Source organism: Nocardioides litoris, assembly GCF_006346315.1.
In the GTDB taxonomy this organism is placed as follows: Bacteria; Actinomycetota; Actinomycetes; order Propionibacteriales; family Nocardioidaceae; genus Nocardioides; species Nocardioides litoris.
Genome location: NZ_VDMR01000001.1, coordinates 1,219,011 through 1,240,337 on the forward strand (window position 1 = coordinate 1,219,011; position 21,327 = coordinate 1,240,337).

General features: G+C 75.0%; 23 protein-coding genes. 14 read left to right on the top strand and 9 right to left on the bottom strand.

Going from position 1 to position 21,327, the window contains the following annotated elements; all coding sequences use genetic code 11:
• Window positions 1–41 precede the first annotated feature (41 nt).
• Both FJQ57_RS05840 and FJQ57_RS05845 read left to right on the top strand, forming a co-directional pair.
• Window positions 42–1,130, top strand: coding sequence for a glycosyltransferase family 2 protein (locus FJQ57_RS05840; protein WP_170219287.1), 1,089 nt, complete (start codon window positions 42–44; stop codon window positions 1,128–1,130).
• Between the two features lie 8 nt (window positions 1,131–1,138).
• Window positions 1,139–2,101 (top strand): hypothetical protein, encoded by a 963-nt coding sequence (locus tag FJQ57_RS05845; RefSeq protein WP_139978226.1) that lies wholly within the window; start codon window positions 1,139–1,141, stop codon window positions 2,099–2,101.
• On the opposite strand, the gene FJQ57_RS05850 is transcribed toward FJQ57_RS05845, so the two are convergent.
• On the bottom strand, window positions 2,098–4,176 hold the full coding sequence (locus FJQ57_RS05850) for a sulfatase (RefSeq protein ID WP_139978227.1): 2,079 nt from the start codon (window positions 4,174–4,176) through the stop codon (window positions 2,098–2,100). The genes FJQ57_RS05845 and FJQ57_RS05850 overlap by 4 nt on opposite strands.
• 150 nt (window positions 4,177–4,326) lie before the next feature.
• Between FJQ57_RS05850 and FJQ57_RS22285 the strand changes: the two genes are divergently transcribed.
• Window positions 4,327–4,500, top strand: a complete 174-nt coding sequence (locus tag FJQ57_RS22285; protein ID WP_170219288.1) for a DUF5302 domain-containing protein — start codon at window positions 4,327–4,329, stop codon at window positions 4,498–4,500.
• 127 nt (window positions 4,501–4,627) lie between these two features.
• Complete coding sequence (locus FJQ57_RS05855) at window positions 4,628–5,164, top strand: MaoC family dehydratase (protein ID WP_139978228.1); 537 nt, start codon at window positions 4,628–4,630, stop codon at window positions 5,162–5,164.
• Between the two features lie 25 nt (window positions 5,165–5,189).
• On the opposite strand, the gene FJQ57_RS05860 is transcribed toward FJQ57_RS05855, so the two are convergent.
• Window positions 5,190–5,897, bottom strand: coding sequence for a class I SAM-dependent methyltransferase (locus tag FJQ57_RS05860; protein ID WP_170219289.1), 708 nt, complete (start codon window positions 5,895–5,897; stop codon window positions 5,190–5,192).
• Between the two features lie 112 nt (window positions 5,898–6,009).
• On the opposite strand from FJQ57_RS05860, the gene FJQ57_RS05865 reads away from it, so the two are divergent.
• Genes FJQ57_RS05865 through FJQ57_RS05875 form a run of 3 tightly spaced genes read left to right on the top strand, consistent with a single transcriptional unit; the run spans window position 6,010 to window position 8,192 of the window.
• Entirely contained in the window at window positions 6,010–6,567 is a 558-nt protein-coding gene (locus FJQ57_RS05865; RefSeq protein WP_139978230.1) for a histidine phosphatase family protein, read from the top strand.
• A 39-nt stretch (window positions 6,568–6,606) separates the two neighbouring features.
• Window positions 6,607–7,242, top strand: coding sequence for a DUF6758 family protein (locus FJQ57_RS05870; RefSeq protein ID WP_139978231.1), 636 nt, complete (start codon window positions 6,607–6,609; stop codon window positions 7,240–7,242).
• 17 nt (window positions 7,243–7,259) lie between these two features.
• Complete coding sequence (locus FJQ57_RS05875) at window positions 7,260–8,192, top strand: PHP domain-containing protein (protein ID WP_139978232.1); 933 nt, start codon at window positions 7,260–7,262, stop codon at window positions 8,190–8,192.
• Here the strand turns inward: FJQ57_RS05875 and FJQ57_RS05880 are convergent.
• Window positions 8,125–8,895 (bottom strand): SDR family NAD(P)-dependent oxidoreductase, encoded by a 771-nt coding sequence (locus tag FJQ57_RS05880; RefSeq protein ID WP_139978233.1) that lies wholly within the window; start codon window positions 8,893–8,895, stop codon window positions 8,125–8,127. The two genes, FJQ57_RS05875 and FJQ57_RS05880, sit on opposite strands and share 68 nt — an antisense overlap.
• A gap of 72 nt (window positions 8,896–8,967) precedes the next feature.
• Between FJQ57_RS05880 and FJQ57_RS05885 the strand changes: the two genes are divergently transcribed.
• The gene (locus tag FJQ57_RS05885; protein ID WP_139978234.1) at window positions 8,968–9,765 is read left to right on the top strand and encodes a ParA family protein; all 798 of its coding nucleotides are present in this window, start codon (window positions 8,968–8,970) and stop codon (window positions 9,763–9,765) included.
• Window positions 9,762–10,481, top strand: coding sequence for a L,D-transpeptidase (locus FJQ57_RS05890; RefSeq protein WP_139978235.1), 720 nt, complete (start codon window positions 9,762–9,764; stop codon window positions 10,479–10,481). The genes FJQ57_RS05885 and FJQ57_RS05890 overlap by 4 nt, the downstream gene beginning before the upstream one ends.
• A gap of 67 nt (window positions 10,482–10,548) precedes the next feature.
• Here FJQ57_RS05890 and FJQ57_RS05895 read toward each other — a convergent pair whose 3' ends face one another.
• Window positions 10,549–11,970 carry a DEAD/DEAH box helicase gene (locus tag FJQ57_RS05895; protein ID WP_246081681.1) on the bottom strand — a complete coding sequence of 474 codons (1,422 nt, stop codon included), beginning with the start codon at window positions 11,968–11,970 and terminating at the stop codon, window positions 10,549–10,551.
• Between the two features lie 224 nt (window positions 11,971–12,194).
• On the opposite strand from FJQ57_RS05895, the gene FJQ57_RS05900 reads away from it, so the two are divergent.
• On the top strand, window positions 12,195–12,896 hold the full coding sequence (locus FJQ57_RS05900) for a ferritin-like fold-containing protein (protein WP_139978237.1): 702 nt from the start codon (window positions 12,195–12,197) through the stop codon (window positions 12,894–12,896).
• Between the two features lie 94 nt (window positions 12,897–12,990).
• On the opposite strand, the gene FJQ57_RS05905 is transcribed toward FJQ57_RS05900, so the two are convergent.
• Both FJQ57_RS05905 and FJQ57_RS05910 read right to left on the bottom strand, forming a co-directional pair.
• Window positions 12,991–13,212 carry a DUF3107 domain-containing protein gene (locus FJQ57_RS05905; RefSeq protein ID WP_139978238.1) on the bottom strand — a complete coding sequence of 74 codons (222 nt, stop codon included), beginning with the start codon at window positions 13,210–13,212 and terminating at the stop codon, window positions 12,991–12,993.
• 54 nt (window positions 13,213–13,266) lie between these two features.
• On the bottom strand, window positions 13,267–13,899 hold the full coding sequence (locus FJQ57_RS05910) for a TetR/AcrR family transcriptional regulator (protein WP_246081607.1): 633 nt from the start codon (window positions 13,897–13,899) through the stop codon (window positions 13,267–13,269).
• Between the two features lie 157 nt (window positions 13,900–14,056).
• Between FJQ57_RS05910 and moeZ the strand changes: the two genes are divergently transcribed.
• The 3 genes from moeZ to FJQ57_RS05925 all read left to right on the top strand — a co-directional run bounded on the left by moeZ (window position 14,057) and on the right by FJQ57_RS05925 (window position 16,732).
• Window positions 14,057–15,265, top strand: a complete 1,209-nt coding sequence (moeZ, locus tag FJQ57_RS05915; protein WP_139978240.1) for an adenylyltransferase/sulfurtransferase MoeZ — start codon at window positions 14,057–14,059, stop codon at window positions 15,263–15,265.
• Between the two features lie 166 nt (window positions 15,266–15,431).
• Entirely contained in the window at window positions 15,432–16,313 is an 882-nt protein-coding gene (locus FJQ57_RS05920; protein ID WP_139978241.1) for a hypothetical protein, read from the top strand.
• 86 nt (window positions 16,314–16,399) lie between these two features.
• A complete protein-coding gene (locus FJQ57_RS05925; protein ID WP_342775367.1) occupies window positions 16,400–16,732 on the top strand; it encodes an MGMT family protein in 333 nt (110 codons plus the stop codon).
• Here FJQ57_RS05925 and FJQ57_RS05930 read toward each other — a convergent pair.
• Both FJQ57_RS05930 and FJQ57_RS05935 read right to left on the bottom strand, forming a co-directional pair.
• Complete coding sequence (locus FJQ57_RS05930) at window positions 16,729–19,155, bottom strand: SCO7613 C-terminal domain-containing membrane protein (RefSeq protein WP_139978242.1); 2,427 nt, start codon at window positions 19,153–19,155, stop codon at window positions 16,729–16,731. The two genes, FJQ57_RS05925 and FJQ57_RS05930, sit on opposite strands and share 4 nt — an antisense overlap.
• A 468-nt stretch (window positions 19,156–19,623) precedes the next feature.
• Window positions 19,624–19,872 (bottom strand): hypothetical protein, encoded by a 249-nt coding sequence (locus FJQ57_RS05935; RefSeq protein ID WP_139978243.1) that lies wholly within the window; start codon window positions 19,870–19,872, stop codon window positions 19,624–19,626.
• A gap of 372 nt (window positions 19,873–20,244) precedes the next feature.
• Between FJQ57_RS05935 and FJQ57_RS05940 the strand changes: the two genes are divergently transcribed.
• On the top strand, window positions 20,245–20,913 hold the full coding sequence (locus FJQ57_RS05940; protein WP_246081608.1) for a lysophospholipid acyltransferase family protein: 669 nt from the start codon (window positions 20,245–20,247) through the stop codon (window positions 20,911–20,913).
• A gap of 12 nt (window positions 20,914–20,925) precedes the next feature.
• On the opposite strand, the gene FJQ57_RS05945 is transcribed toward FJQ57_RS05940, so the two are convergent.
• Window positions 20,926–21,282, bottom strand: a complete 357-nt coding sequence (locus tag FJQ57_RS05945) for a DUF3140 domain-containing protein (protein WP_139978244.1) — start codon at window positions 21,280–21,282, stop codon at window positions 20,926–20,928.
• Window positions 21,283–21,327 lie beyond the last annotated feature (45 nt).

The following is a 21,327-nucleotide window of genomic DNA, read 5'->3' on the forward strand; positions in this document are numbered from 1 at the left end:
GAGCGGCAGTGCCGGCCGGGGTCCGTGCGAGGATCTCGCCCGTGATCGTCTCGGTCAGCACCGTCAAGGACTCGGCGGCCAACGTGGCGCGGTTCTGCCGCCGCAACCTCGCCAACGGGGTCGACCACCTCGTCGTCTTCACCGAGGACACCGGTGCGGAGGCCGAGGCCGTGCTCGACGAGCACCCCGCGGTCACCCACGTCCGCACGGGCGGGGACTGGTGGCCCCACCGCCCCGACGGGCTGAACCAGCGCCAGCAGCACAACGCCAACCTCGCGCGGGTGCTCCTGGCCCCGTTCGGCTGGGCGGAGTGGCTGGTGCACGTCGACGGCGACGAGGTGGCCCTGCTGGACCAGTCGGTGGTCGACGGGCTGCCGGCCGACTGCGAGACGTTCCGGATGCCTCCGTGGGAGGCGGTCTCGCGCGAGGCGTGGCCCGAGGGCGAGGTCACCCACTTCAAGCGGCTGCTGGCCAAGCGCGAGCTCTCGCTCCTCCTCGCCCTCGAGGTCATCCCCGAGCCCACCAACAAGGCCTACTTCCACGGCCACGTGCAGGGCAAGGTCGGCGTGCGGCTGCGCACCGACCAGCGCCTCGGCATCCACCACGCCACCGACGGCGGCGGCGCGAGCCGCGCGGCGTCGTACGACGGCCTGGCGGTGCTGCACCACGACTCGGCCACGGCGGAGGAGTTCGTGCGCAAGTTCCGCACCCTCACCGCGTCGGGCTCCCGGGTGGTCTACCGGCGCGACAAGGTCCCGGTGCTCAACGCGATGCGCCACCTGGTGACGATGGGCCTCGACGAGGCGACCACCGACCGCTACCTGCGCCGCATCTACGAGCGCACGACCCGGGAGGACTTCGACACCCTGCTCGAGCTCGGCCTGCTCCAGGAGGTCCGCGCCGACCAGGGCACCCACCGACCGGAGCCGGCCCCGCCGGCCGACCTCGCCGCGTTCGAGGCCCTCCTGGCCGCGGCCGCACCGCTCCCGCGTCGGCCCCTCAACGTGCAGCACCCCAGCGGCGGTCTCGACGTCCTGCGCTCCGCCCTGGACGCCACGGGCGTGCCGCCCGGGGCCGCCGCCGCGCTGCTCGACGCGGCCGCGGGAGCCGGGACGGGGGCGGTCCGGTGATCGTCGGGGTGCTGACCGACGACGGCTCGGTCGACACCGGGGACGTCGCGCGACGCAACCGCGCCCACGGGCTCGACCACGTCGTCGTCGTCCGGGGCACCGAGCCCGTGGCCGACGCCAACCTGGTGCGGGTGCTGCTGGCGCCGTTCGCCTGGGCGCGGTGGGTGGTCCGGGTCGGGCCCGACGACACCGCGCTGGTCGACCACGGCGTGCTCGACGCCCTCCCGGCCGAGCGGCAGGTCGCCGGCCTCGGCGCGCTCGAGGCCGTGGCGCACGACGCCGCGGGGGAGCCCGGCACGACGACGTGGGCCAAGAGGCCCCTCGAGCGGCCCGAGCTGCTCGTGCTCCTCGCCCTGGGCCTGGTCGGCCGGCCCAACAACCGGTCCTGGTTCCGCGGCCCGGTCAAGGGCACGCCGGCGGTGCGGGTGCGCGCCGACGTCCGCCTCGGCGGCGGGCACAAGCCCCACGGCCCCGACGGCGCGGCCCTGGCGGCCCCGCCCGTGCCCGGCCTGGCCGTGCTGCGCGGCGCCGGGGCGGCGTACGACGACTTCGTGCGCGAGCGCACCGTGCTGGCCCGCCGCACCACCCGCGACGACGCCGCGTCCACCCCGGAGGTCAACGCGGTGCGGGCCCTGCTCGGCGCCGGGCTGCCCGACGACGTCGTCGCCGACTACCTGCACCGGCTGCACCGGCTGCGGTTCGAGGACGTCGAGCAGGCCCGCGAGCTGGGCTTCCTGGTCGAGGTGCCCCCGCCCGCCGACGGAACGACGACGTCCCGGCCCGCGCCGCCCGCGGCCGACCTCGAGGCGCTGGCGGCGATGCTCGACGCCGTGCGCGGGCTGTCGCGCGCCGACCTCGCGCCCGACCACCCCGACGGTGGTCGCACCCTGCTGCGCACCGCCCTCGAGCGCACCGGACTCGACGTTGGTCCCGCCGCCGACCTCCTGGCCCTCGCCGGGCCGAGGTCCTAGCGGGAGCGGACCCGGAGCCGCCCCACGCTGACCTCGGCGCGTCGACCCCGGGCGCCGAGCGCCCACCGCGCCCGTCCGCGCAGCTCGTCGTCGCGCCAGTCCAGGTCGCCGGAGGTGTCGACGGAGAGCAGGTACTCCCAGCCCCGGCCTCGCCCCTCGTCGGCGTACGCCGTCGACGTGGCGCCGTCGAGGACGAAGGCCAGCCGGGCGCGGGGTCCGCCGAGGTCGACGGTGCCGTCGAGCGCCTGGGGCCGGACGGCGCGCAGCTCCTCGCCGTCGCGGCGCATGTTGCAGCCGACCGACCGGGTGTCGTGCCGGTAGTACATGAACAGGAACGTGTCCTCGTCGACCGCGAGGCCGAGCTGCAGGGTCAGGGGCAGGCGCCGCTCGCCCAGGTCGCCGAGGTCGCCGAGGTCGAGCACCCCGACGACCCGGTCGGTGGCGGGCGCGACGTCGGTGCGCACGACCAGCTGGGCGGTGCGCGGGAAGGACAGCCGGAGCCGCGGCCCGTCGGGCCGAGCCGACGCCCCGCCCCTGCGGTCCAGCACGGTCAGCACGTCGGCCTCGCGCCACCGGACCCGGCCGCCGGCCTGCGGGTAGGCCCGTCGGCCCGGGGCCGGCGGGACGACCTCGAGCTCGCGGACGTGCTGGTCGAGGAGCGCTGCGAGGCGCCGTCTGTCGCCGGGGCGGCTGCGGGCCAGGTCGCGGGTCTCGCCGGGGTCGCGCCCGAGGTCGTACAGCTCGGCGCGGCCGTCGCGCAGCAGCTGCACCAGCTTGAGGTCGCCGACCCGGATGGCCGAGCGCGGGGGGCGGCCGGCGAAGTGGTGCGGGAAGTCCCAGAAGAGCGCCTCGCGCGGCGCGAGCCGGCCGCGGCCGGGCAGCAGCAGCGGGGCCAGGCTGATGCCGTCGAGCTCGGCGCGGGCTCGCGTCCGGCTTGCCCCGGCGAGGTCGAGGGCGGTCGGCACGACGTCCATCGTGATGACCGGGGTGTCGACGACCCGGCCCGGTCGCCGGCCGTCGGCCCACGCCGCGATCGTCGGCACCCGGATGCCGCCCTCGTACAGGTCGCCCTTGCCGCCCCGCAGCGGGGCGTTGGTGGCGGGGAACGACCCCCCGTTGTCGGAGAGCAGGACCACCAGCGTGCGCTCGGCGAGCCCCCGCTCGCGCAGCGCGTCGACCACGGTGCCCACCTGGGCGTCGACGCGCTCGAGCATCGCGGCCAGCTCGGCCTCCGCGCGGGTGCCGCCGGAGCCCGGCTTGGCGAGGTACTTCTCGACCAGGTCGGGCGGGCCCGCGAGCTCGGTGTGCACGGCGTAGTTGGACAGGTGCAGGAAGAACGGCTGGTCGGCGTGGTCGTCGAGGAACGACACCGCCTCGACGGCCAGCCGGTCGGTGAGGTGCTCGCCGTCGGTGAGGGGGCGCACCGTCTCCATGAAGTCGTACGGCGCGGAGTAGTCGCCCCGGCCGATGTACCGCTCCTCGGTCAGCCGGACGTCGTCGAACCCGTCGGCCCGCGGGCTGCCCTCCCGCTCGTCGAGCGGGGTCAGGTAGTCCTCGCTCAGGTGCCACTTGCCGACCAGCCCGCTCTCGTACCCGCGGGTCCGCAGCAGGTCGGCCACGGTGGGGATGCCCGGCCGCAGGAACGTGTCGCTCGGCTCGTCGGCCGGGCCCAGGAAGTCGGTGACGCCGGTGCGGACCGGGAAGCGACCGGTGACCAGCGCGGCCCGGCTCGGTGAGCACACCGGTGCCGCGCTGTAGGCCTGGGTGAACCGGACGCCCGTGGCGGCGAGGGCGTCGATGCGGGGGGTCTCGTTGAAGGTGTTGCCGTAGCAGCCGAGGTCGCGCCACCCGAGGTCGTCGACGGAGACCACGACCACGTTGTGCCGCGTACGACGCCCGCCCGGTCGCCCCGCCGGCACCGGCCCGGTCGCCCCGGTCGAGGGCGCGGGCCCGGCCGGGGGCCGGGCGCGGTCGTCCGGGCCGCCCGTGCAGGCCGCGAGGAGCGTGCCGCCGAGCGCGCCCGAGGCGGTGCGCAGCACCGTCCGTCGTCCGGGGCGGGGCGGGGGAGCGTCCATGTCGGGTCGTCCGTCGGGGCTGGGCGGGGTCGGGGGGTGCCGACACAGGGTAGGCACAGGTCGGCCGCCGCACCGGCACCTCGCCGTACGGGCGCGAGGCGGGTCGAGAACTCGGTCGACGGTCCCGGCGTCCGGTGCGAGGGTGGGGCCATGACGAACGAGGACCTGAAGGCCAAGATGCGCGAGGCGCTCGATCGCAAGAACACCCGTGCGAAGGGCGTCCACGAGGACGGGCCGACGCACGAGAAGGCCCACGGGCCGGAGGTCGCGGGCGGCGCCGCCCCGCAGGTGCACCGGCGCAAGGCGGGCGGGGGCGGCTCCTGACCGTCGGCACGGCACGGCGCGGCACGGCGCGGCACGGGTGAGAGGGGTCACGTCGGACCGCCCTTCCCACGGGCCCCGCGGCTGCGAGGATGACCGGCGTCCCGGCCCACACCAGTGAGGAGCAGCCGTGCAGTTCGGTCGTAGCTACGAGGAGTTCGAGGTCGGTGCGACCTACAAGCACTGGCCCGGCAAGACGGTCACCGAGTACGACGACCACCTGTTCTGCCTGCTCACCATGAACCACCACCCGCTCCACCTCGACGTGCACTACGCCGAGGAGACGACCCAGTTCGGCAAGAACGTCGTGGTCGGCAACTACGTCTACTCCATCCTGCTCGGCATGTCGGTGCCCGACATCTCCGGCAAGGCGATCGCCAACCTCGAGATCGAGTCGCTGCGCCACGTCGCGCCGACCTTCCACGGCGACACGCTGTACGGCGAGACGACCGTGCTCGACAAGTGGGAGTCCAAGAGCAAGGACGACCGGGGCGTCGTCCACGTCGAGACCATCGGCTACAACCAGGACGGCAAGGTCGTGTGCATCTTCCGCCGCAAGGTGATGGTGCCGAAGAACTCCTACCTCGAGTCCCGCGGCGGCGAGCAGCCCGGCCGCCCGGTGCCCCAGCCCGACAAGAACTGGGCGGGCCCCACCCAGGCCGAGTGAGAGGTCCGGCCCCGGCGTACCGGGGTCAGGGGCGGGCCGAGACCGTCACGTCGGTGACCGTGAAGAGGTTGAGGTTCCACAGCGGGACCCCCAGCGGGCGCCACGTGGTGCGGACCCGGTCGTGCCGGAAGACGTAGCGCACCTGCCGCTGGAGCGAGTCGAAGTGGTTGGGGTGGTCGACCGCGTGGACGAGCTCGAAGAACTCGCCGATCCCTCGCTTGCGCGCCGCCCGCCCCGACGTCAATCGCTGCGCCGTGCGGTAGCTCCAGCCGGGGTCGGTCGGCACCAGGAGGGTGATGCCGCCTCCGGGGCGGACGACCCGGCGCAGCTCCTTCAGCGCGGCGAAGGGGTCGGGCACGTGGTGGAGCAGGCAGGTCGCGACGACCCGGTCGAAGCTGTCGGCGTCGTGGGGGAGGTCCTGGACGTCGGCTGTCTCGGCCTCCACGCGGGGGTCGAGGTCCACGCCGCTCACGTCGGGCGGGAACAGGTCGGACAGGACGTACCGGTCGAACCCGTGCCGGACGTAGGGCACGTGCTCGCCGCGGTTGCCCCCGACCTCGAGCACCTGGCTGAACGAGACGGACGCTCCGTGCCGGGCCTCCATGGCCCGGTGCATGTAGCGCTCGAACACGGACCCGTTGGCCGTGGCCGAGGTGGAGGAGTAGAACCGTTCGTACCACAGCCGCAGGATGTCCTCCCGGCCGGCGAAGGTGTCGTCGCGGTCGTTCGTCACAGGTCTCTCCTCCGGGTGCAGCGGTCGCCCGCACCCTAGTGCCGCCGGCGGGGCGCGGGTCCGGGGCATCCCGGGGGAGCCTGGCGCGTCCGCCCGGCCTAGTCTCAGCCGCGTGAGCGAGCTCTGGCTGGTCCGGCACGGTCCCACCGAGTGGAGCAAGGCGGGCCGCCACACCTCGGTCACCGACCTCCCGCTGCTGCCCGAGCACGAGGACGACGCCCGCGCGCTCGCGCCGCGGCTGGCCGGGCTCGACCCGGTGCTGGTGCTGAGCAGCCCGCGGCAGCGTGCCCGGCGCACGGCGGAGCTGGCGGGGTTCGCCGAGCCCGACGTCGACGACGACCTGGCCGAGTGGGCCTACGGCGAGTACGAGGGCGTCACCACGGTCGACATCCGCGAGGACCGCCCGGGCTGGTCGATCTGGACCGACGGCTGCCCCGGCGGCGAGTCGCCCGAGGAGGTCGGGGCGCGCCTGGACCGGGTGGTCGCGCGTGCCCGTGACGCCGTCGGACCGGTGCTCGCCTTCGCCCACGGCCACTCGCTGCGGGTGCTCGCGGCGCGCTGGCTCGGCCTGCCGGCGGCCGACGGGCGGCACTTCGTGCTCGACACCGCCACCGTCTCCGTGCTCGGTGACGACCGCGGCGAGCCGGCCGTCCTGCGGTGGAACAGCTGAGCGCTTGACGGTGGTCGGGCGGCCCACGACCGTAGGTGCATGACGCTCTCGGCGGGGTGCCCGCGCTGCGCCGCGCCGGTCACCGAGACCCCCGCGGGGTGGGTGTGCGTCGAGCACGCCGAGATCGACCCCCTGTGGCGGCCCGACGAGGCGTCGTACGACGCGTTCGGGGAGCACCTGCGTCGCACGACCGCCTTCCCGACCTACCTGCCGTGGCCGATGAGCCCGGGCTGGACCGTCAGCGACTTCGCGGTCGTCGGGGCCCAGCCGGAGCGGGTGCGGGCGACGATGACCTGCACCAGCGGCACCAGCGCGCTCGACGGCCCCGTCGACGTCGTCGTGGTCAGCGAGGAGGCCGGCACCGGCCTGGGCGCACGGATCGCGGGCACCCGGCACGGCGACCCCGGCCCCGAGGTCGGCCACGGCCCACCCGGTGTGCGGGTGCGCCTGGAGCGCCAGGTCGTGCCCCTGTGGCCGGTCTCGACGTGCCTGGGCAGCGCCGAGTGGGACCGCTCCGTCGTGGCCGGCGAGGCCGAGGGACGGTGGCTGTGGATGGTGCTGCGGCCGGCCTCCGCGCTGCTGCTGCTGCGCGACGACTGGATCCTGCGCGACGTGTCGCGGCGGGGCCCGGAGCTGGTCGAGCTGCCGTTCGGGGGTCCCGCGCCCTCCTGGTGAGCGGGCAGGCTGGGCGGGTGCGCATCGACCTCCACACCCACTCCCGCGTCAGCGACGGGACGCAGTCGCCGACCGAGCTCGTGCAGGCGGCGGCCGACGCCGGCCTCGACGTCGTCGCGATCACCGACCACGACACCGCGGCCGGCTGGGACGAGGCGGTGGCGGCGGCCGAGGCCACCGGGATCGAGCTGGTGCGGGGCATGGAGGTCAGCACCCACCACCCCGGTGGCGGCGTGCACCTGCTGGCCTACCTGCCCGACCCCACCCACCCCGGGCTGGCGCGCGAGCTCGACCGGATCGTGGCCGGTCGCGGCACCCGCGCGCCCGCGATGATCGAGGCCCTGCAGGCCCACGGCATCGAGATCACGGCCGACGACGTCGTGGCCCAGGAGGTGCCCGGCCGCCCCCACGTCGCCGACGCCCTGATCCGGCTCGGCGTGGTCGCCGACCGCGACGAGGCCTTCGCCCGCTGGCTCTCGCCGGGCCGGCCGGCGTACGTCGACCGGTACGCCGCCCCGCTCGACGACATGATCGCCACTGTGGCCGCCGCCGGTGGGGTCAGCGTCATCGCCCACCCGTGGGGCCGGGGGAGCCGCCGGGCCCTGCCCCCGCGGGAGATCGAGCGGCTGGCCCGCCTCGGGCTCGCGGGCATCGAGGTCGACCACCGTGACCACGAGCACCCCGACGTGCGCGCCGAGCTCCGGGCGCTGGCCCGCGACCTCGGCCTCGTGGCCACCGGCTCCAGCGACCACCACGGCCTCGGCAAGACCCACCACGACCTGGGGTGCCACACCACGGCGCCGTGGGAGTACGAGCGGCTGGTCGACCTGGCCGCCGCGGCGTCGGCCGCCTCGGGCCGGACGACGCCGGCGGTGCTCGGTCCTACTTCCGGCCCAGGGACTGCAGCGTCTGCAGCGCCCGCGACGGGACGACCCGGGTCAGACCGGTGATCGCCTTGTACTGCATGCCGGGGATCGAGTACGTCCGCCCCTTGTCGTAGTCCTTCAGGGCTTGGCGCACCAGGAAGTCGACGTCGAGCCAGAGGAACCCGTCACCCCGCTTGACCTGCATCCGCTCGTGGAACTCGGTCTTGGTGAAGCCCGGGCACAGCGCCATCACCGTCACGCCGTCGGAGCGGTACTCGTTGGCCGCCCACTCGCTGAAGCTGTTGACCCACGCCTTGGCGGCGGAGTAGGAGCCGCGGGGCAGGAACGCCGCCACGCTGGAGACGTTGATGACCCCGCCCCGGCCCCGGGCCGTCATGCCGCCGAGCGCGGCGTGGCTGAGCCGCAGCACGGCGGTGACCAGCACCTCCAGCATCGCGACCTCGTCGTCGACCGGGTTGTCGAGGAAGCGCTTCTTCAGCCCGAACCCGGCGTTGTTGACCAGCAGGTCGACCGGCCGGGCGTCGTCGCGCAGCCGCTCCTCGACCAGCGCCAGCTGCTCGGGCACGACCAGGTCGGCCACCAGCACCTCGGTGCCGACGCCGTGCTCGGCGCGCAGCGCGGCGGCGACCTCCTCGAGCCGGACCTCGTCGCGGGCGACCAGCACGAGGTCGTGGCCGCGACGGGCGAGGTGGACGGCGAAGGCGTGCCCGATGCCGACGGTGGCACCGGTGACCAGGGCGGTGGAGGTGGAGGAGGCGGTGGGCATGACCGGATTGTGGCCGACGCCCCGCCGCCGCCTCCCACCCGCCCGCGGCGCGGTCGGGCAGAATGAGCCCCGATGAGTCCCTCGCGCCCGAGCACCACCCTCGCGATCGCCAACCAGAAGGGCGGCGTCGCCAAGACGACCAGCGTCGCCTCGATCGGTGCGGCGCTGGCCGAGCTCGGGCACTCCGTCCTCCTGGTCGACCTCGACCCCCAGGCCTGCCTGACCTTCTCCCTGGGCATCGACCCCGAGGACCTCGAGCTCTCGGTCCACCACGTGCTGACCAAGGGCCTCGACCCGACCGAGGTCGTCATCGAGACCGACGACGGCGTCTCGCTGCTGCCCGCGACCATCGAGCTCGCGCGCGCCGAGGCCGACCTGCTCACCCGCACCGGCCGCGAGCACGTGCTGCGCGGCGTCCTGGAGGACCTCGCCGCCAAGGACGTCCACTTCGACTGGGTCCTGCTCGACTGCCCGCCCTCGCTGGGCGTGCTCACGGTCGCCGCGCTGACCGCCGCCGACGGCGTCCTCATCCCGCTGCAGTGCGAGACGCTGTCCCACCGCGGTGTCGGCCAGCTGCTCGACACCGTCCACGACGTCCGCCGGTTCACCAACCGCGACCTCGCCGTGTGGGGCGTCCTCCCCACGCTGTACGACGGCCGCACCACCCACGCGCGCACCGTGCTCGAGACCATCTCCGAGACCTACGACCTCGAGGTCGTCGAGCCGCCGATCCCCAAGACGATCAAGTTCGCCGAGGCGCCGGCGGCCGGGCGGTCCATCCTGGCCACGAGCCGCACCAGCAAGGGCGCGGCTGCCTACCGCGAGGTCGCCGCCAACCTCGTTGCTCGCGCCGCACGAGCGGGCGCGTGAGCCGTCACCGCGGCGAGGCGCCGCCCTCCTACCGGCCCCGCTGGGGCCGTCTCGCCGTGCTCGGCGTCTCCCTGGCCACGACCGCGGTCGCCATGCTCGGGGGGCTCGGGGTGCTGCCGTCCTCGGCCGGCGACCAGCCCGACCCGGCCGTCGTCGCCGTCGACGCCGTCCAGGTCGCCGACGAGACCGCCGTCCAGCCCTCCACCGGTGGGTCCAGCGAGGAGTCCGCCGGGGAGTCCACGCCGGGCCCGTCCGCGGCCGAGGTGCCACCGGCGTCGGGCTCGGGGGCGTCGTCCGAGACGGCCGACCCGGCACCCCTGCCGGCCGAGTCAGGCGAGGGCCGCCGCATCGTGTTCAGCGAGTCCGAGCAGCGGGTCTGGCTGGTCGGCGACGCCGGCAAGGTCCGGCGCACCTACCTCGTCTCCGGCAGCCTGACCGACAACCTCGACCCGGGCACCTACCAGGTCTACTCCCGCTCCGAGGACGCCGTCGGCATCGACGACTCCGGCACCATGAAGTGGTTCGTCCGGTTCACCCAGGGCCCGTCGGGCGCGGCCATCGGCTTCCACACGATCCCGGTCGACGAGGGCGAGCGGGTGCAGACCAAGGCCGAGCTCGGCACCCCGCAGTCCCACGGCTGCATCCGCCAGACCACCGCCGACGCCAAGGCCCTGTGGGCCTTCGCCCCGCTCGGCACCACCGTCGTCGTCGTCTGACCCACCGGGGGCCCGACGACGACGGCCCGCCGCCCCGGGGGGCGGCGGGCCGTCGTACGAGCGCGGATCAGGCGTCGGTCGAGGCGCTCTCGGCCGCGGCGCCGCCCTGGCCGCCGCCGGAGCGGCTGCGGCGCCGACGACGGTTGCGGTTGCGGTTGGACGACGAGCGGCCCTCGCCGTCGCCGGCGGGTGCGGACCCCGCCTCACCGGTGGCGGCCGCGGTGGCGGCCTCGGGGGACTCGGTGGTCTCGGTCACGACGGTCGCGCCGCTGCGGGTGCGCGTCCGGTTGCGGTTGCGCTCGCGCGGCTGGCGCTCGCGGGACTCCCGGGGCTCGCGGTCCTCGCGGGGCTTGCGCTCCACCGGCGCCGGGTCGACGACACGGCCCTTGGTGCCGGGCGCGATGCCCTGGTCGTGGAACAGGTGCTCGCTGGTGGAGTAGGTCTCCTGCGGCTCGTCGAAGGGCAGGTCGAGTGCTTTGTTGATCATCTTCCAGCGGTGCAGGTCGGCCCAGTCGACGAAGGTGATCGCCGTGCCGGTCGCGCCCGCGCGGCCGGTGCGGCCGATGCGGTGGACGTAGGTCTTGTCGTCCTCGGGGCAGGTGTAGTTGATGACGTGGCTGACGCCGGCGACGTCGATGCCGCGCGCCGCGACGTCGGTGGCCACCAGCACCCGGATCTTGTTCTCGCGGAACTTGGCCAGCGCCTTCTCGCGCGCCACCTGCGCCATGTCGCCGTGCAGCGGCGAGGCGCTGAACCCGCGCTCGGCCAGGTCGTCGGCCACTCGCTGCGCCTGGCGCTTGGTGCGGGTGAACACGATGAACTTGTCGGCGTCCTCGGCCTGCAGGATGCGCCCGATGATCTCGGGCTTGTCGAGGTCGTGGGCCTGGTAGATGAACTGCGCGGTCGCCGGCACCATCGTGGTGTCGTAGGACGACTCGGCCCGGATGTTCATCGGGTGCCGCATGTGGGTGCGGGCCAGCGCGACGATCGCCGCCGGCATGGTGGCCGAGAACAGCATGGTCTGGCGGGTCTCGGGCGTCATCGACAGCAGCCGCTGCACGTCGGGCAGGAAGCCGAGGTCGAGCATCTCGTCGGCCTCGTCGAGCACCACGGCGTGCACGTGGGAGAGGTCGAGGGCCCGGCGGTTGGCCAGGTCGATGAGGCGGCCGGGCGTGCCGACCACGATGTCGACGCCGCTCTCGAGGGTCTCGAGCTGGGTGTCGTAGCCGACGCCGCCGTACACGGTCAGGACGCGCAGGCCGAGGTCGGCGCTGGCCAGGTGCAGGTCGTTGGAGACCTGCAGCGCCAGCTCGCGGGTGGGGGCGACGATGAGGGCCTGCGGCTTGCCCTGCGGGAGGTCGGAGTACGCCGGGTCGGTCGAGACCACCGAGCGCTGCAGCACCGGGATGCCGAAGGCGAGGGTCTTGCCGGTGCCCGTGCGGGCCTGGCCGATCAGGTCGGTGCCCATCAGGGCGACGGAGAGGGTCATCTCCTGGATGGCGAAGGGGGTGGTGATGCCGGCGCGCTCGAGCGCGTCGCAGATCTCGGGGAGGACCCCGAGCTCACGGAAGGTGGTCACAGCACTGCTTTCGGGTCGGTCGTGGCTGTGCGGCCGACCCCGCGATGTCAGTGGTGCAGAACAGCGACGGAGCGTCGCCGGCAGGCGGGTCAACCGCGCACATGCAGGGGTCAGTCTATCGATAGGGTGAGGACATGGCTGCATCCGCCGCGCCCGAGGCGATCTTCGGCGACGACCCCGGCTACCGCGCGGCCGTCGTCGACCTGCTCGGCGTCATCTCCTACGGCGAGATCTCGGCCTTCGAACGGCTGGCCGAGGACGCCAAGATGGCGCCCGACGTCGAGGACAAGCTGGCGCTGGCACAGATGGCCGCCCACGAGCTGACCAAGGTCGCGCCGCTGCACGACCGGGTGCGCGAGCTCGGCGCCGACCCGTTCGAGGCGATGGCGCCGTTCCGGGTCGCCCTCGACGCCTTCCACCGTCACACCGCCCCGGCCGACTGGCTCGAGGGCATGGTCAAGGCCTACGTCGGCGACGGGCTGGCCAACGACTTCTACCGCGAGATCGCGGCCTTCCTCGACCCCGCCACCCGCGACCTGGTGGTCGTCTCGATGGACGAGGACGGCGGTCACTCGGCGTTCGTCGTCGACCGGGTGCGCGCGGTCATCGCCGCCGACCACAGGGTCGGCGGCCGGCTCGCGCTCTGGGGCCGTCGGCTGATGGGCGAGGCCCTCACCCAGGCCCAGCGCGTCGCGGTCGACCGCGACTCGCTCACCGCCCTGCTCACCGGCGGCGTGGACCGTCCCGGCCTCGACCTCGCGGCGCTCGGGCGGATGTTCACCCGCCTCACCGAGCGCCACGCCGAGCGCATGGCCGAGCTCGGGTTGGACAGCTAGCTCACAGCAGCAGGCACGTCCGCACCGACCGTCGAGCGCAGCGAGGCACGTCGGCCGGCGGCGGTCGGGTCAGGGGACCGTCGCCGGCCGACCATCAAGACCTGAAGCCCACGGTGCCGGCGACGCCGCCGCCGATCTCGACGTAGGCGATCTTGGCGGCCGGGACGATGACCTTGCGGCCCTTGCTGTCGGTGAGCGTCAGGACGCCCTCGGCCGAGACGGCCTCGGCGATGCGCTTCTCCACGTCCTCGGCGGAGTCGCCGGTGTCCACGACGAGCTCGCGGGGTGAGTGCTGGACGCCGATCTTGACCTCCACGGGAGGCCTCCTTCTGTTGGTCTGGGCTGTTGGGGTGGAACGTCGGTCAGTCGGTCAGTCGGTCAGCGGGTAGCCGCGGATGCCGCGCCAGGCCAGGCCCGAGACCAGGGCGACGGCCTGCTCGCGGTCGAGGCCGCCGGCCTCGGCGAGCCAGTAGCGGGCGCTGACCTGGGCCATGCCGACGAGCGAGACGGCGAGCAGGCGAGCGGCGGGGTCGGGCAGGCCGGTGTCCTCGCGGATGACGTCGGCGATCATCGCGGCGCACTCGGTGGTGACCCGCTCGACGTGCTGGCGCACGGCCGGTTCGTTGGTCAGGTCGGACTCGAAGACGAGGCGGAACGCACCGGTGTCGCGGCCGACGTAGTCGTAGAAGGCGCCCATGGCCGCGCCGACGCGCAGCTTGTTGTCGTGGGTCGACTCCAGCGCGGCGTGGCAGTTGGCGATGACGGCGTCGCAGGCGGCGTCGAGCAGCGCGAGGTAGAGCTCGAGCTTGCCCGGGAAGTGCTGGTAGAGCACCGGCTTGGAGACCCCGGCGCGGTCGGCGATCTCGTCCATCGCGGCCGCGTGGTAGCCGTGCTCGACGAAGACCTCGAGGGCCGACTCCAGCAGCTGCACGCGGCGCTCGCGCCGGGGCAGCCGGCCGCCGCGGGGCCGGGCGCCGTCGAGGCCGGTCGATGTCGTCGCCACGGCGGCGAGCCTACGCGGTGGGCGCGCGGGGTCCGGATCGCGGGTCGGCGCGCGGGCGCCTCCCGGGCCGGGGGAACAATGGAGCGCACCGCGGGCGTTCCCACCCAGGCACGCCCCTGCAGCACCCCCTCCGAGCCCACGACAGAGGAGTCCACCCGTGAGCCTTCCCGCGCTGGTCGAGCCGGCCGACGAGCTGACCATCGACGAGGTACGCCGCTACAGCCGCCACCTGATCATCCCCGACGTGGGCATGACCGGGCAGAAGCGGCTGAAGAACGCCAAGGTGCTCGTCATCGGCGCCGGGGGGCTCGGCAGCCCGGCGCTGCTCTACCTCGCCGCGGCGGGCGTCGGCACGCTCGGCATCGCGGAGTTCGACGAGGTAGACGAGTCCAACCTGCAGCGCCAGATCATCCACGGGCAGTCCGACATCGGGAAGTCCAAGGCCGAGTCGGCCCGGGAGTCGATCGCCGAGGCCAACCCGTACGTCGACGTGGTGGTGCACCCCGAGCGCCTCGACAACGACAACGTGATGCAGGTCTTCGAGGGCTACGACCTCATCGTCGACGGCACCGACAACTTCGCGACCCGCTACATGGTCAACGACGCGGCCTACTTCCTCGGCATCCCCTACGTCTGGGGCTCGATCTACCGCTTCGACGGCCAGGCCTCGGTCTTCTGGCCCTCGTCCGGTCCCGACGCGCCGTGCTACCGCTGCCTGTACCCCGAGCCCCCGCCGCCGGGCATGGTGCCCAGCTGCGCCGAGGGCGGCGTGCTCGGCGTGCTGTGCGCCAGCATCGGCTCCATCCAGGTCAACGAGGCCATCAAGGTGCTCACCGGCATCGGTGACCCGGCCGTCGGCAAGCTCGTCATCTACGACGCCCTCGAGCTGGAGTGGCGCAAGCTGAAGGTCCGCAAGGACCCCAGCTGCGCGCTGTGCGGCGACAACCCCACCGTCACCGGCCTCATCGACTACGAGACCTTCTGCGGCGCGATCAGCGAGGAGGCCGCCGACGCGGCCGCCGGGTCCACCATCTCGGTCACCCAGCTCGAGCACATGCTCAAGGAGCGCGAGGAGGGCACCCGCGACTTCGTGCTCGTCGACGTGCGCGAGCCCAACGAGTACGAGATCAACCAGATCCCGGGCTCGGTGCTGATCCCCAAGGGCGACTTCCTCAACGGCTCCGCGCTGGAGAAGCTGCCGCCGGTCGACTCCGGCAAGCAGGTCGTCATGCACTGCAAGTCCGGCGTGCGCTCGGCCGAGACGCTCGCCATCGTCCAGGGCGCGGGGTACGACGACGCCGTGCACGTCGGCGGCGGCGTCGTGGCCTGGGTCAACCAGATCGACCCCAGCCAGCCGTCGTACTGACGCTCCTCCCGTACCGGACCCTTGCGGCCGGGTGGTCACTCCCTAGTCAGGAATGACCACCCGGCCGTAACCCGTTCGGGGGGTGCTTCGTTGGGTAGGTCACACACCCAGCGTCCCGGGCGGCCGACACCGCGGTCCGGGGCACGACGAGAGGTCCGACCCGACGATGCGCCTGACCACGAAGATCGCCGTTGCCGCCGCCAGCACCACCGTCGCCCTCGCGACCTCGCTGGTCGGCGCCGCGCCGAGCACCGCGGCCGTCACCCGCACCACCGCGTTCGCCCCCGCCGCCACCGCCCAGATCGCCCCGGGCGTGCAGATGTACACCAACGGCGCCCAGTGCACCGGCAACTTCGTCTTCACCGACTCCTCCGGCGGCGTCTACGTCGGGTACGCCGCCCACTGCGCCGGCACCGGCGCGGCCACCGACACCAACGGCTGCCTCAACGAGTCCGTGCCGATCGGCACCACCGTGACCTTCAACCGCGGCGGCTCGCTGCTCGGCGAGGGCACCCAGGTCGGCACCGGCACCCTGGCCTACAGCTCGTGGCGCACGATGCGCGCCCGCGGCGAGGACCCCGCCAGCAACACCTGCGCCTACAACGACTTCGCCCTGGTCAAGGTCAGCGCGGCCGACGTCGGCAAGGTCAACCCGAGCATCCCGTTCTGGGGCGGCCCGACCGGCATCGACACCGACGGCACCGTCGCCGGAGACCGCGTCTACTCCTACGGCAACTCCAGCCTGCGCGCCGGCATCGAGCTGCTCTCGCCCAAGACCGGCATCAGCCTCGGTGACGACGCCGCCGACGGCGGCTGGAGCCACCCGCTCTACACCGTGACCCCCGGCGTCCCCGGTGACTCCGGCTCGGCCTTCGTCTCGGCCGACGGCAAGGCCATCGGCACCCTGTCGACGCTCGGCCTGGCGCCGCTGCCGCTGTCCAACAACATCGGCGACCTGGCCAAGGAGCTGGCCTACGCCCAGCAGCACTCCGGCATCGCCGGCCTGCAGCTGACCCCGGGCACGGAGCCGTTCGACCCGATCCTCTGATCCACCCCGCGCCACCCCGAGGCCCCGTCCGGCTCTGCCGGGCGGGGCCTCGTCACGGGCGGTCGAGGTGTGGAAGCCTCCTCGACGTGGTGCGGGCCGACGAGGAGTACGTCGAGCGGGTGCTCTCCCTCGTCGAGGCGGTCCCGCGCGGCCGGGTGACGACGTACGGCGCGATCGGCGACGTCGTGGGCAGCGGGCCCCGCCTGGTCGGCAACGTGCTGGCCCGGCACGGCGCGCCGGTGCCGTGGTGGCGGGTCGTGCGCGCCGACGGCTCGCTGCCGCCGAGCCACCACGACGAGGCCCGGCAGGCCTATCGGGAGGAGGGGACGCCGCTGCGCCGCTCGGGCGCCGCGGTCGACGTGGCCGCCTGCTTCTGGGACCCCGCCGACCCCACTTACCCCGCGGGACACGACGGCTAGCGCAGCCGGCCCACGAAGTGCGCAGCGCGCTGCACGTCGACGACGCGGCGCTCCCACGTCGTGCCGACCGCGACCAGCACCGCGCCGGCCAGGGCGATCACGACCCACTGCGGGGTCGCGGCGGCGTACGGCGCCAGCTCGGCCAGCACCAGCACGGTGCCGACCGCGGCGCCGACGAGGAGCGGCGCGCTCCAGCGCAGCGACGCGCCGCCGAGCACCAGGACCAGGCAGGCCAGCCCGAGCAGCAGCGCGCGCGGCGAGACCGGGTCGGTGGCCAGGACGTGCAGCAGCGACGGCACCGTCGCGAGCAGCAGGCCCGGCGCGAGCGCGAGCGCGGTCGAGGCCGACCGGTCGCGGCGCAGCCGCAGCGCTCCGGCGAGCAGGAGCAGGCCGGCGGCCGGGAGCGTGTAGCCCTCGACGACCTCGACCCCGAGGTCGGCGAGCCGCACCCACAGGCCGGCGAGCACCAGCGCCGAGCCGACCCACGCGAGCCGACGGCGCGAGGCGTGCACGACCGCGTGGGTGCCGACGAGGGCGCCGGCGAGCGTGAGGTGGAGGGAGAGGCTGGTCTGCTCGGCGCCGGCCATCGGCAGCGCGGTGAGGACCGCGACGGTGCCCGCCACGGCGGCGGACACCTCGAGCTCGACCCGGGGGCGACCCAGTGCGGCCGCGGTGAGCACCACCAGCACCGGCACCGCACGCCCGGCGTCGAGGCCGGCCAGGTCGCCGAGCACCCAGGTCAGCCCGGCGAGCGCAGGCGCGAGCAGCAGCAGGCCGAGCTCGGCGGCGCCCGGTGCGCGACCCGCGACCGCGAGGCCCGTCGCGACCGCGACCAGCACCAGCAGCGGCAGCAGGACCAGCGGCGTGGACGCCGCGGCCACGGGGAGGGCCAGCACGGTGACGGTCGCGGCCAGACCCGTCTGCGCCACACCGGCTGCGTCGCCGCGGCGCAGCCCGTCGACGGCGTACGCCGCGGCGCCGGCGACGACGAGCGCGACCAGCAGCACCACGGAGGAGCCCCCGAGGGCCAGCCCCACCGCGGTCGCGGCCACGAGGGCGGCGGGCACGAGGCGGAGGACGACGAGGCGACCGGCCCGGGACAGCGGAGCGGCGACCAGGCCGAGCAGCACGAGCAGCGCCGGGCCGACCAGCCACGGCCCGGCCACGGCGTCCGCCGGCGCGGCCCGCAGGCCGGTCGTCGGGTCGAGGGCGGCGGCCAGGGCCTGACCGGCCAGGGCGGCGGCGACCGCGAGCCCGGGCAGCGCCGCGAGCACGCCGGGCACGAGGGCGGCGGCGACCCGGCGGCGCGGGACCACGAGGGCCGCCGCGGTCCACAGCGCGGCGGCGACGACCGACGTCGCGGCGACCGTGGTCGGGCCCTCGTCGAGGGCGGGCAGGGCCAGGAGCAGGGTGGCCGCGGACCCGGCGGCCGCGACGGCGAGCTGGCGCACGACCTCGGCCCGCACGACCACCACCGGCGCGAGCAGCAGGACCGCGGCGCCCAGCAGCCCGACGTACGACGGGGAGCCGGCGAGCGCGGCCACGCCCAGCTCGTCGACCTCGACGAGGCCGACCAGGCCCACGACGACCAGCTGGCCCCACGTGACGGCGGCACCCAGCGCCGCGGTGACGACCGTGGGCAGCAGGTCGCCGACGCGACGCGCGGCCGCGGCCAGGGCGACCAGGGCGACGACGGCGACCGTCGGGACCACCAGCGGGTGCCCGGCGACCGAGGGCAGGGCGAGGGCCGCGGTGGCGAGCCCACCGACGCCGACCACCTGCGGCACGGCCAGCCGCCGGCCCCCGGCGGCGACCAGGGCCAGTCCGCCGCCCGCGGCGGCCAGCACCAGGCCGGTCAGCACGGTCGAGCCCGCCGGACCGGTGGTGACCCAGCCGGCCCGCACGGCCCCGACGACGTCGAGCACCAGCAGGCCGAGGGCGACCGCGGCCAGCGCCTCGGCCGCCACCCGCAGCCCGCGCCCGGCCAGCACGACCGACGCGGCACCGGCCACGCCCGTGAGGCCGACCAGGACCGCCGTACGACCGCCGAGGCCGAGCCAGGACCAGGCGACGGCCAGGAAGATCACCGACGCCACGAGCAGGCACAGCGCGCCGACGCCGAGCAGGACCGCCGGGACCGAGGAGCCGCGCACGCCCTGGCGCGGCTGCACCGGCTGCACCGGCACCCGCGCCGGCGCCGTGACCGGCTGGGGGAGGACCGGTGCGGCCGGGCGCGGGGCCGTGGTGGCGGACCGCAGCCGGCCGACGACGGCGTCGGTGTGCCGCAGGGCCGCGAACACCTCGGCGGCCAGCGGGTGGCCCACCGCGACCCCGCAGGCGGCGCAGCGGTGGTCGGCAGGGGCGGGCTGCAGCAGCGGACCGCGGCACGACGGGCAGGCGCGAGGGTCGGCGTAGGTGAACATGCCCCCATCCCAGCCGCGGCGGCCTCCGGCGGGATCGTCCGCGCCGCTCAGCCGCCCCTGGGTATGCGTGCTCAGCCGGTTCGGCGCACGCCTGTGCACCGTCCTCCACTGCTGTGGACAAGCCTGTGGAGAATCCCGGGTCGGCTGTGGATCCGTCGGCGCGTCGCTGTGGACCGCGCGCGGTGGGCCGCGACGTGAGGGATGTCCCGCTACCGGCCCGGGGGACCGGGTGGTGCGGTGGCGCCGTGCGTCGTGCCCTCCTCGCCCTGCTGGCCACCCTGCTCCTGACCGTGGGCCTGACGGTCGGCCTCACCGTCGTGGCCGCCGCGCCGTCGTGGGCCGCGTCGTACCCGACCCTGGCCACCGGCGCGTCGGGCAGCAACGTGACCTCGCTGCAGCACCTGCTCACCTCGCGCGGCCTCTCCACCACCGCCGACGGGCGGTTCGGGTCGGGCACCCAGGCCGCCGTCACGGCGCTGAGCGCTCGGCCGGCCTCGGCAACGACGGCGTCGTCGGCCCGGCCTCCTGGACGACGCTGCTGGGCACCGGAGGCGGGTCGAGCGGAGGCGCGCCCGGCACGACGTACGCCTCGCTGTCGGACACGCAGAAGGCGGACGCCCGCACGATCATCGGCGTCGGCAAGGGCGCCGGCGTGCCGCAGCAGGGCTGGGTCGTCGCCCTCGCGACCTCGATGTAGGAGTCGACGCTGGTCGACATCGACTACGGCGACCGCGACTCGCTCGGGCTGCTCCAGCAGCGCCCCTCGCAGGGCTGGGGCACCGAGGCGCAGGTCCTCGACACCCGGCTGTCGAGCACGGCGTTCCACGGCACCGCGACGCACAAGCCCGACCCCGGCCTGCTCGACACCAGCGGCTGGCAGTCGATGACGGTCACCCAGGCCGCCCAGGCCGCCCAGGCCGCCCAGGCGGTGCAGCGGTCGTGCTGCCCCGACGCCTGTGCGAGGTGGGAGTCCCTCGCCCGCGACGTCGTGGCCCACGAGGCCGGGGGCGTCGCACCCATCTCCCATCTCCGAGGGGCCTGCGCGCAGCCGGTTCGGTGGACCCACCGGTAACCAGCACACTGCCGAACGTGATCTACCGGGCGCTGCACGCGGTGGTCCCGCCCGTGGCCAAGGCCGTGTGGCGGCCGACCGTCACCGGGCTCCACCACGTGCCCCGCACGGGCGGCGTGCTGCTGGCCAGCAACCACGTCAGCTTCGCCGACTCCCTCGTCATCCCGATCGTGGTGCCGCGCAAGGTCGTGTTCCTGGCCAAGTCCGACTACTTCACCGGCTCCGGCGTGCGGGGAGCCCTGTCGCGGGCGTGGTTCGAGGGCCTGGGCATGCTGCCGGTCGACCGCGACGACCCGCAGGCCGCGCTGGCCAGCCTCGACACCGCGCTCGGGGTGCTGGCGCGCGGGGAGGCGTTCGGGATCTACCCCGAGGGCACCCGTTCGCGCGACGGCCGGCTCTACCGGGGCCGCACCGGCGTCGCCCACCTCGCCCTGACCGCCGGCGTGCCGGTCGTGCCGGTGGGCCTGGTCGGCACCGAGCGGCTCCAGCCCGTGGGGGCGCGGCTGCCCCGCGTCGTACCCGTGCGGGTGGCGTTCGGCGAGCCGATCCCGACCGGCGGCCGCTACGACGGCCTGCCCCTCGGCAAGGCCCGGCGGCTGCTCACCGACGAGGTGATGGCCGCGATCCAGGGGCTCTCGGGCCAGGCGCCCGCGGGCGTCTACAACGACCGCGCGCCCGACGCCTGACGGGCCGCCCGGTCAGGGCGCGCGGCCGGCCTCGACCGGGCGCAGCGGGTCGTGGCCCACGTCCATCAGCGCGTGTCGCCAGCCGTCGTCGGGCCCGGCGTCGGGCTCGAGCGGGTCCTCGCCCCGCAGGCCGCGCACGAGCTCGACCACGGCCTCCATCGCCTCGACGTCGTCGGGCGTCACGTCGGCGCGGCGCTTGCCGAGGATGCCCAGCACCTGGTGGCCGAGCGTGCCGTCCTCGTCGGGCAGGCCCTCGGTGGCCTCACCGGCCTGCTCGGCGCGCAGCCAGTCGCGCAGGGCGGGGGAGGGCATGTTGACGAGCAGGTGGAACTCGTCCCAGGTCGTGTCGTCGACGATCGTCTCGGCCATGCCGCCCGGTACCCACCGGACGGCGTGACCTGCAGGGGAAGTGTC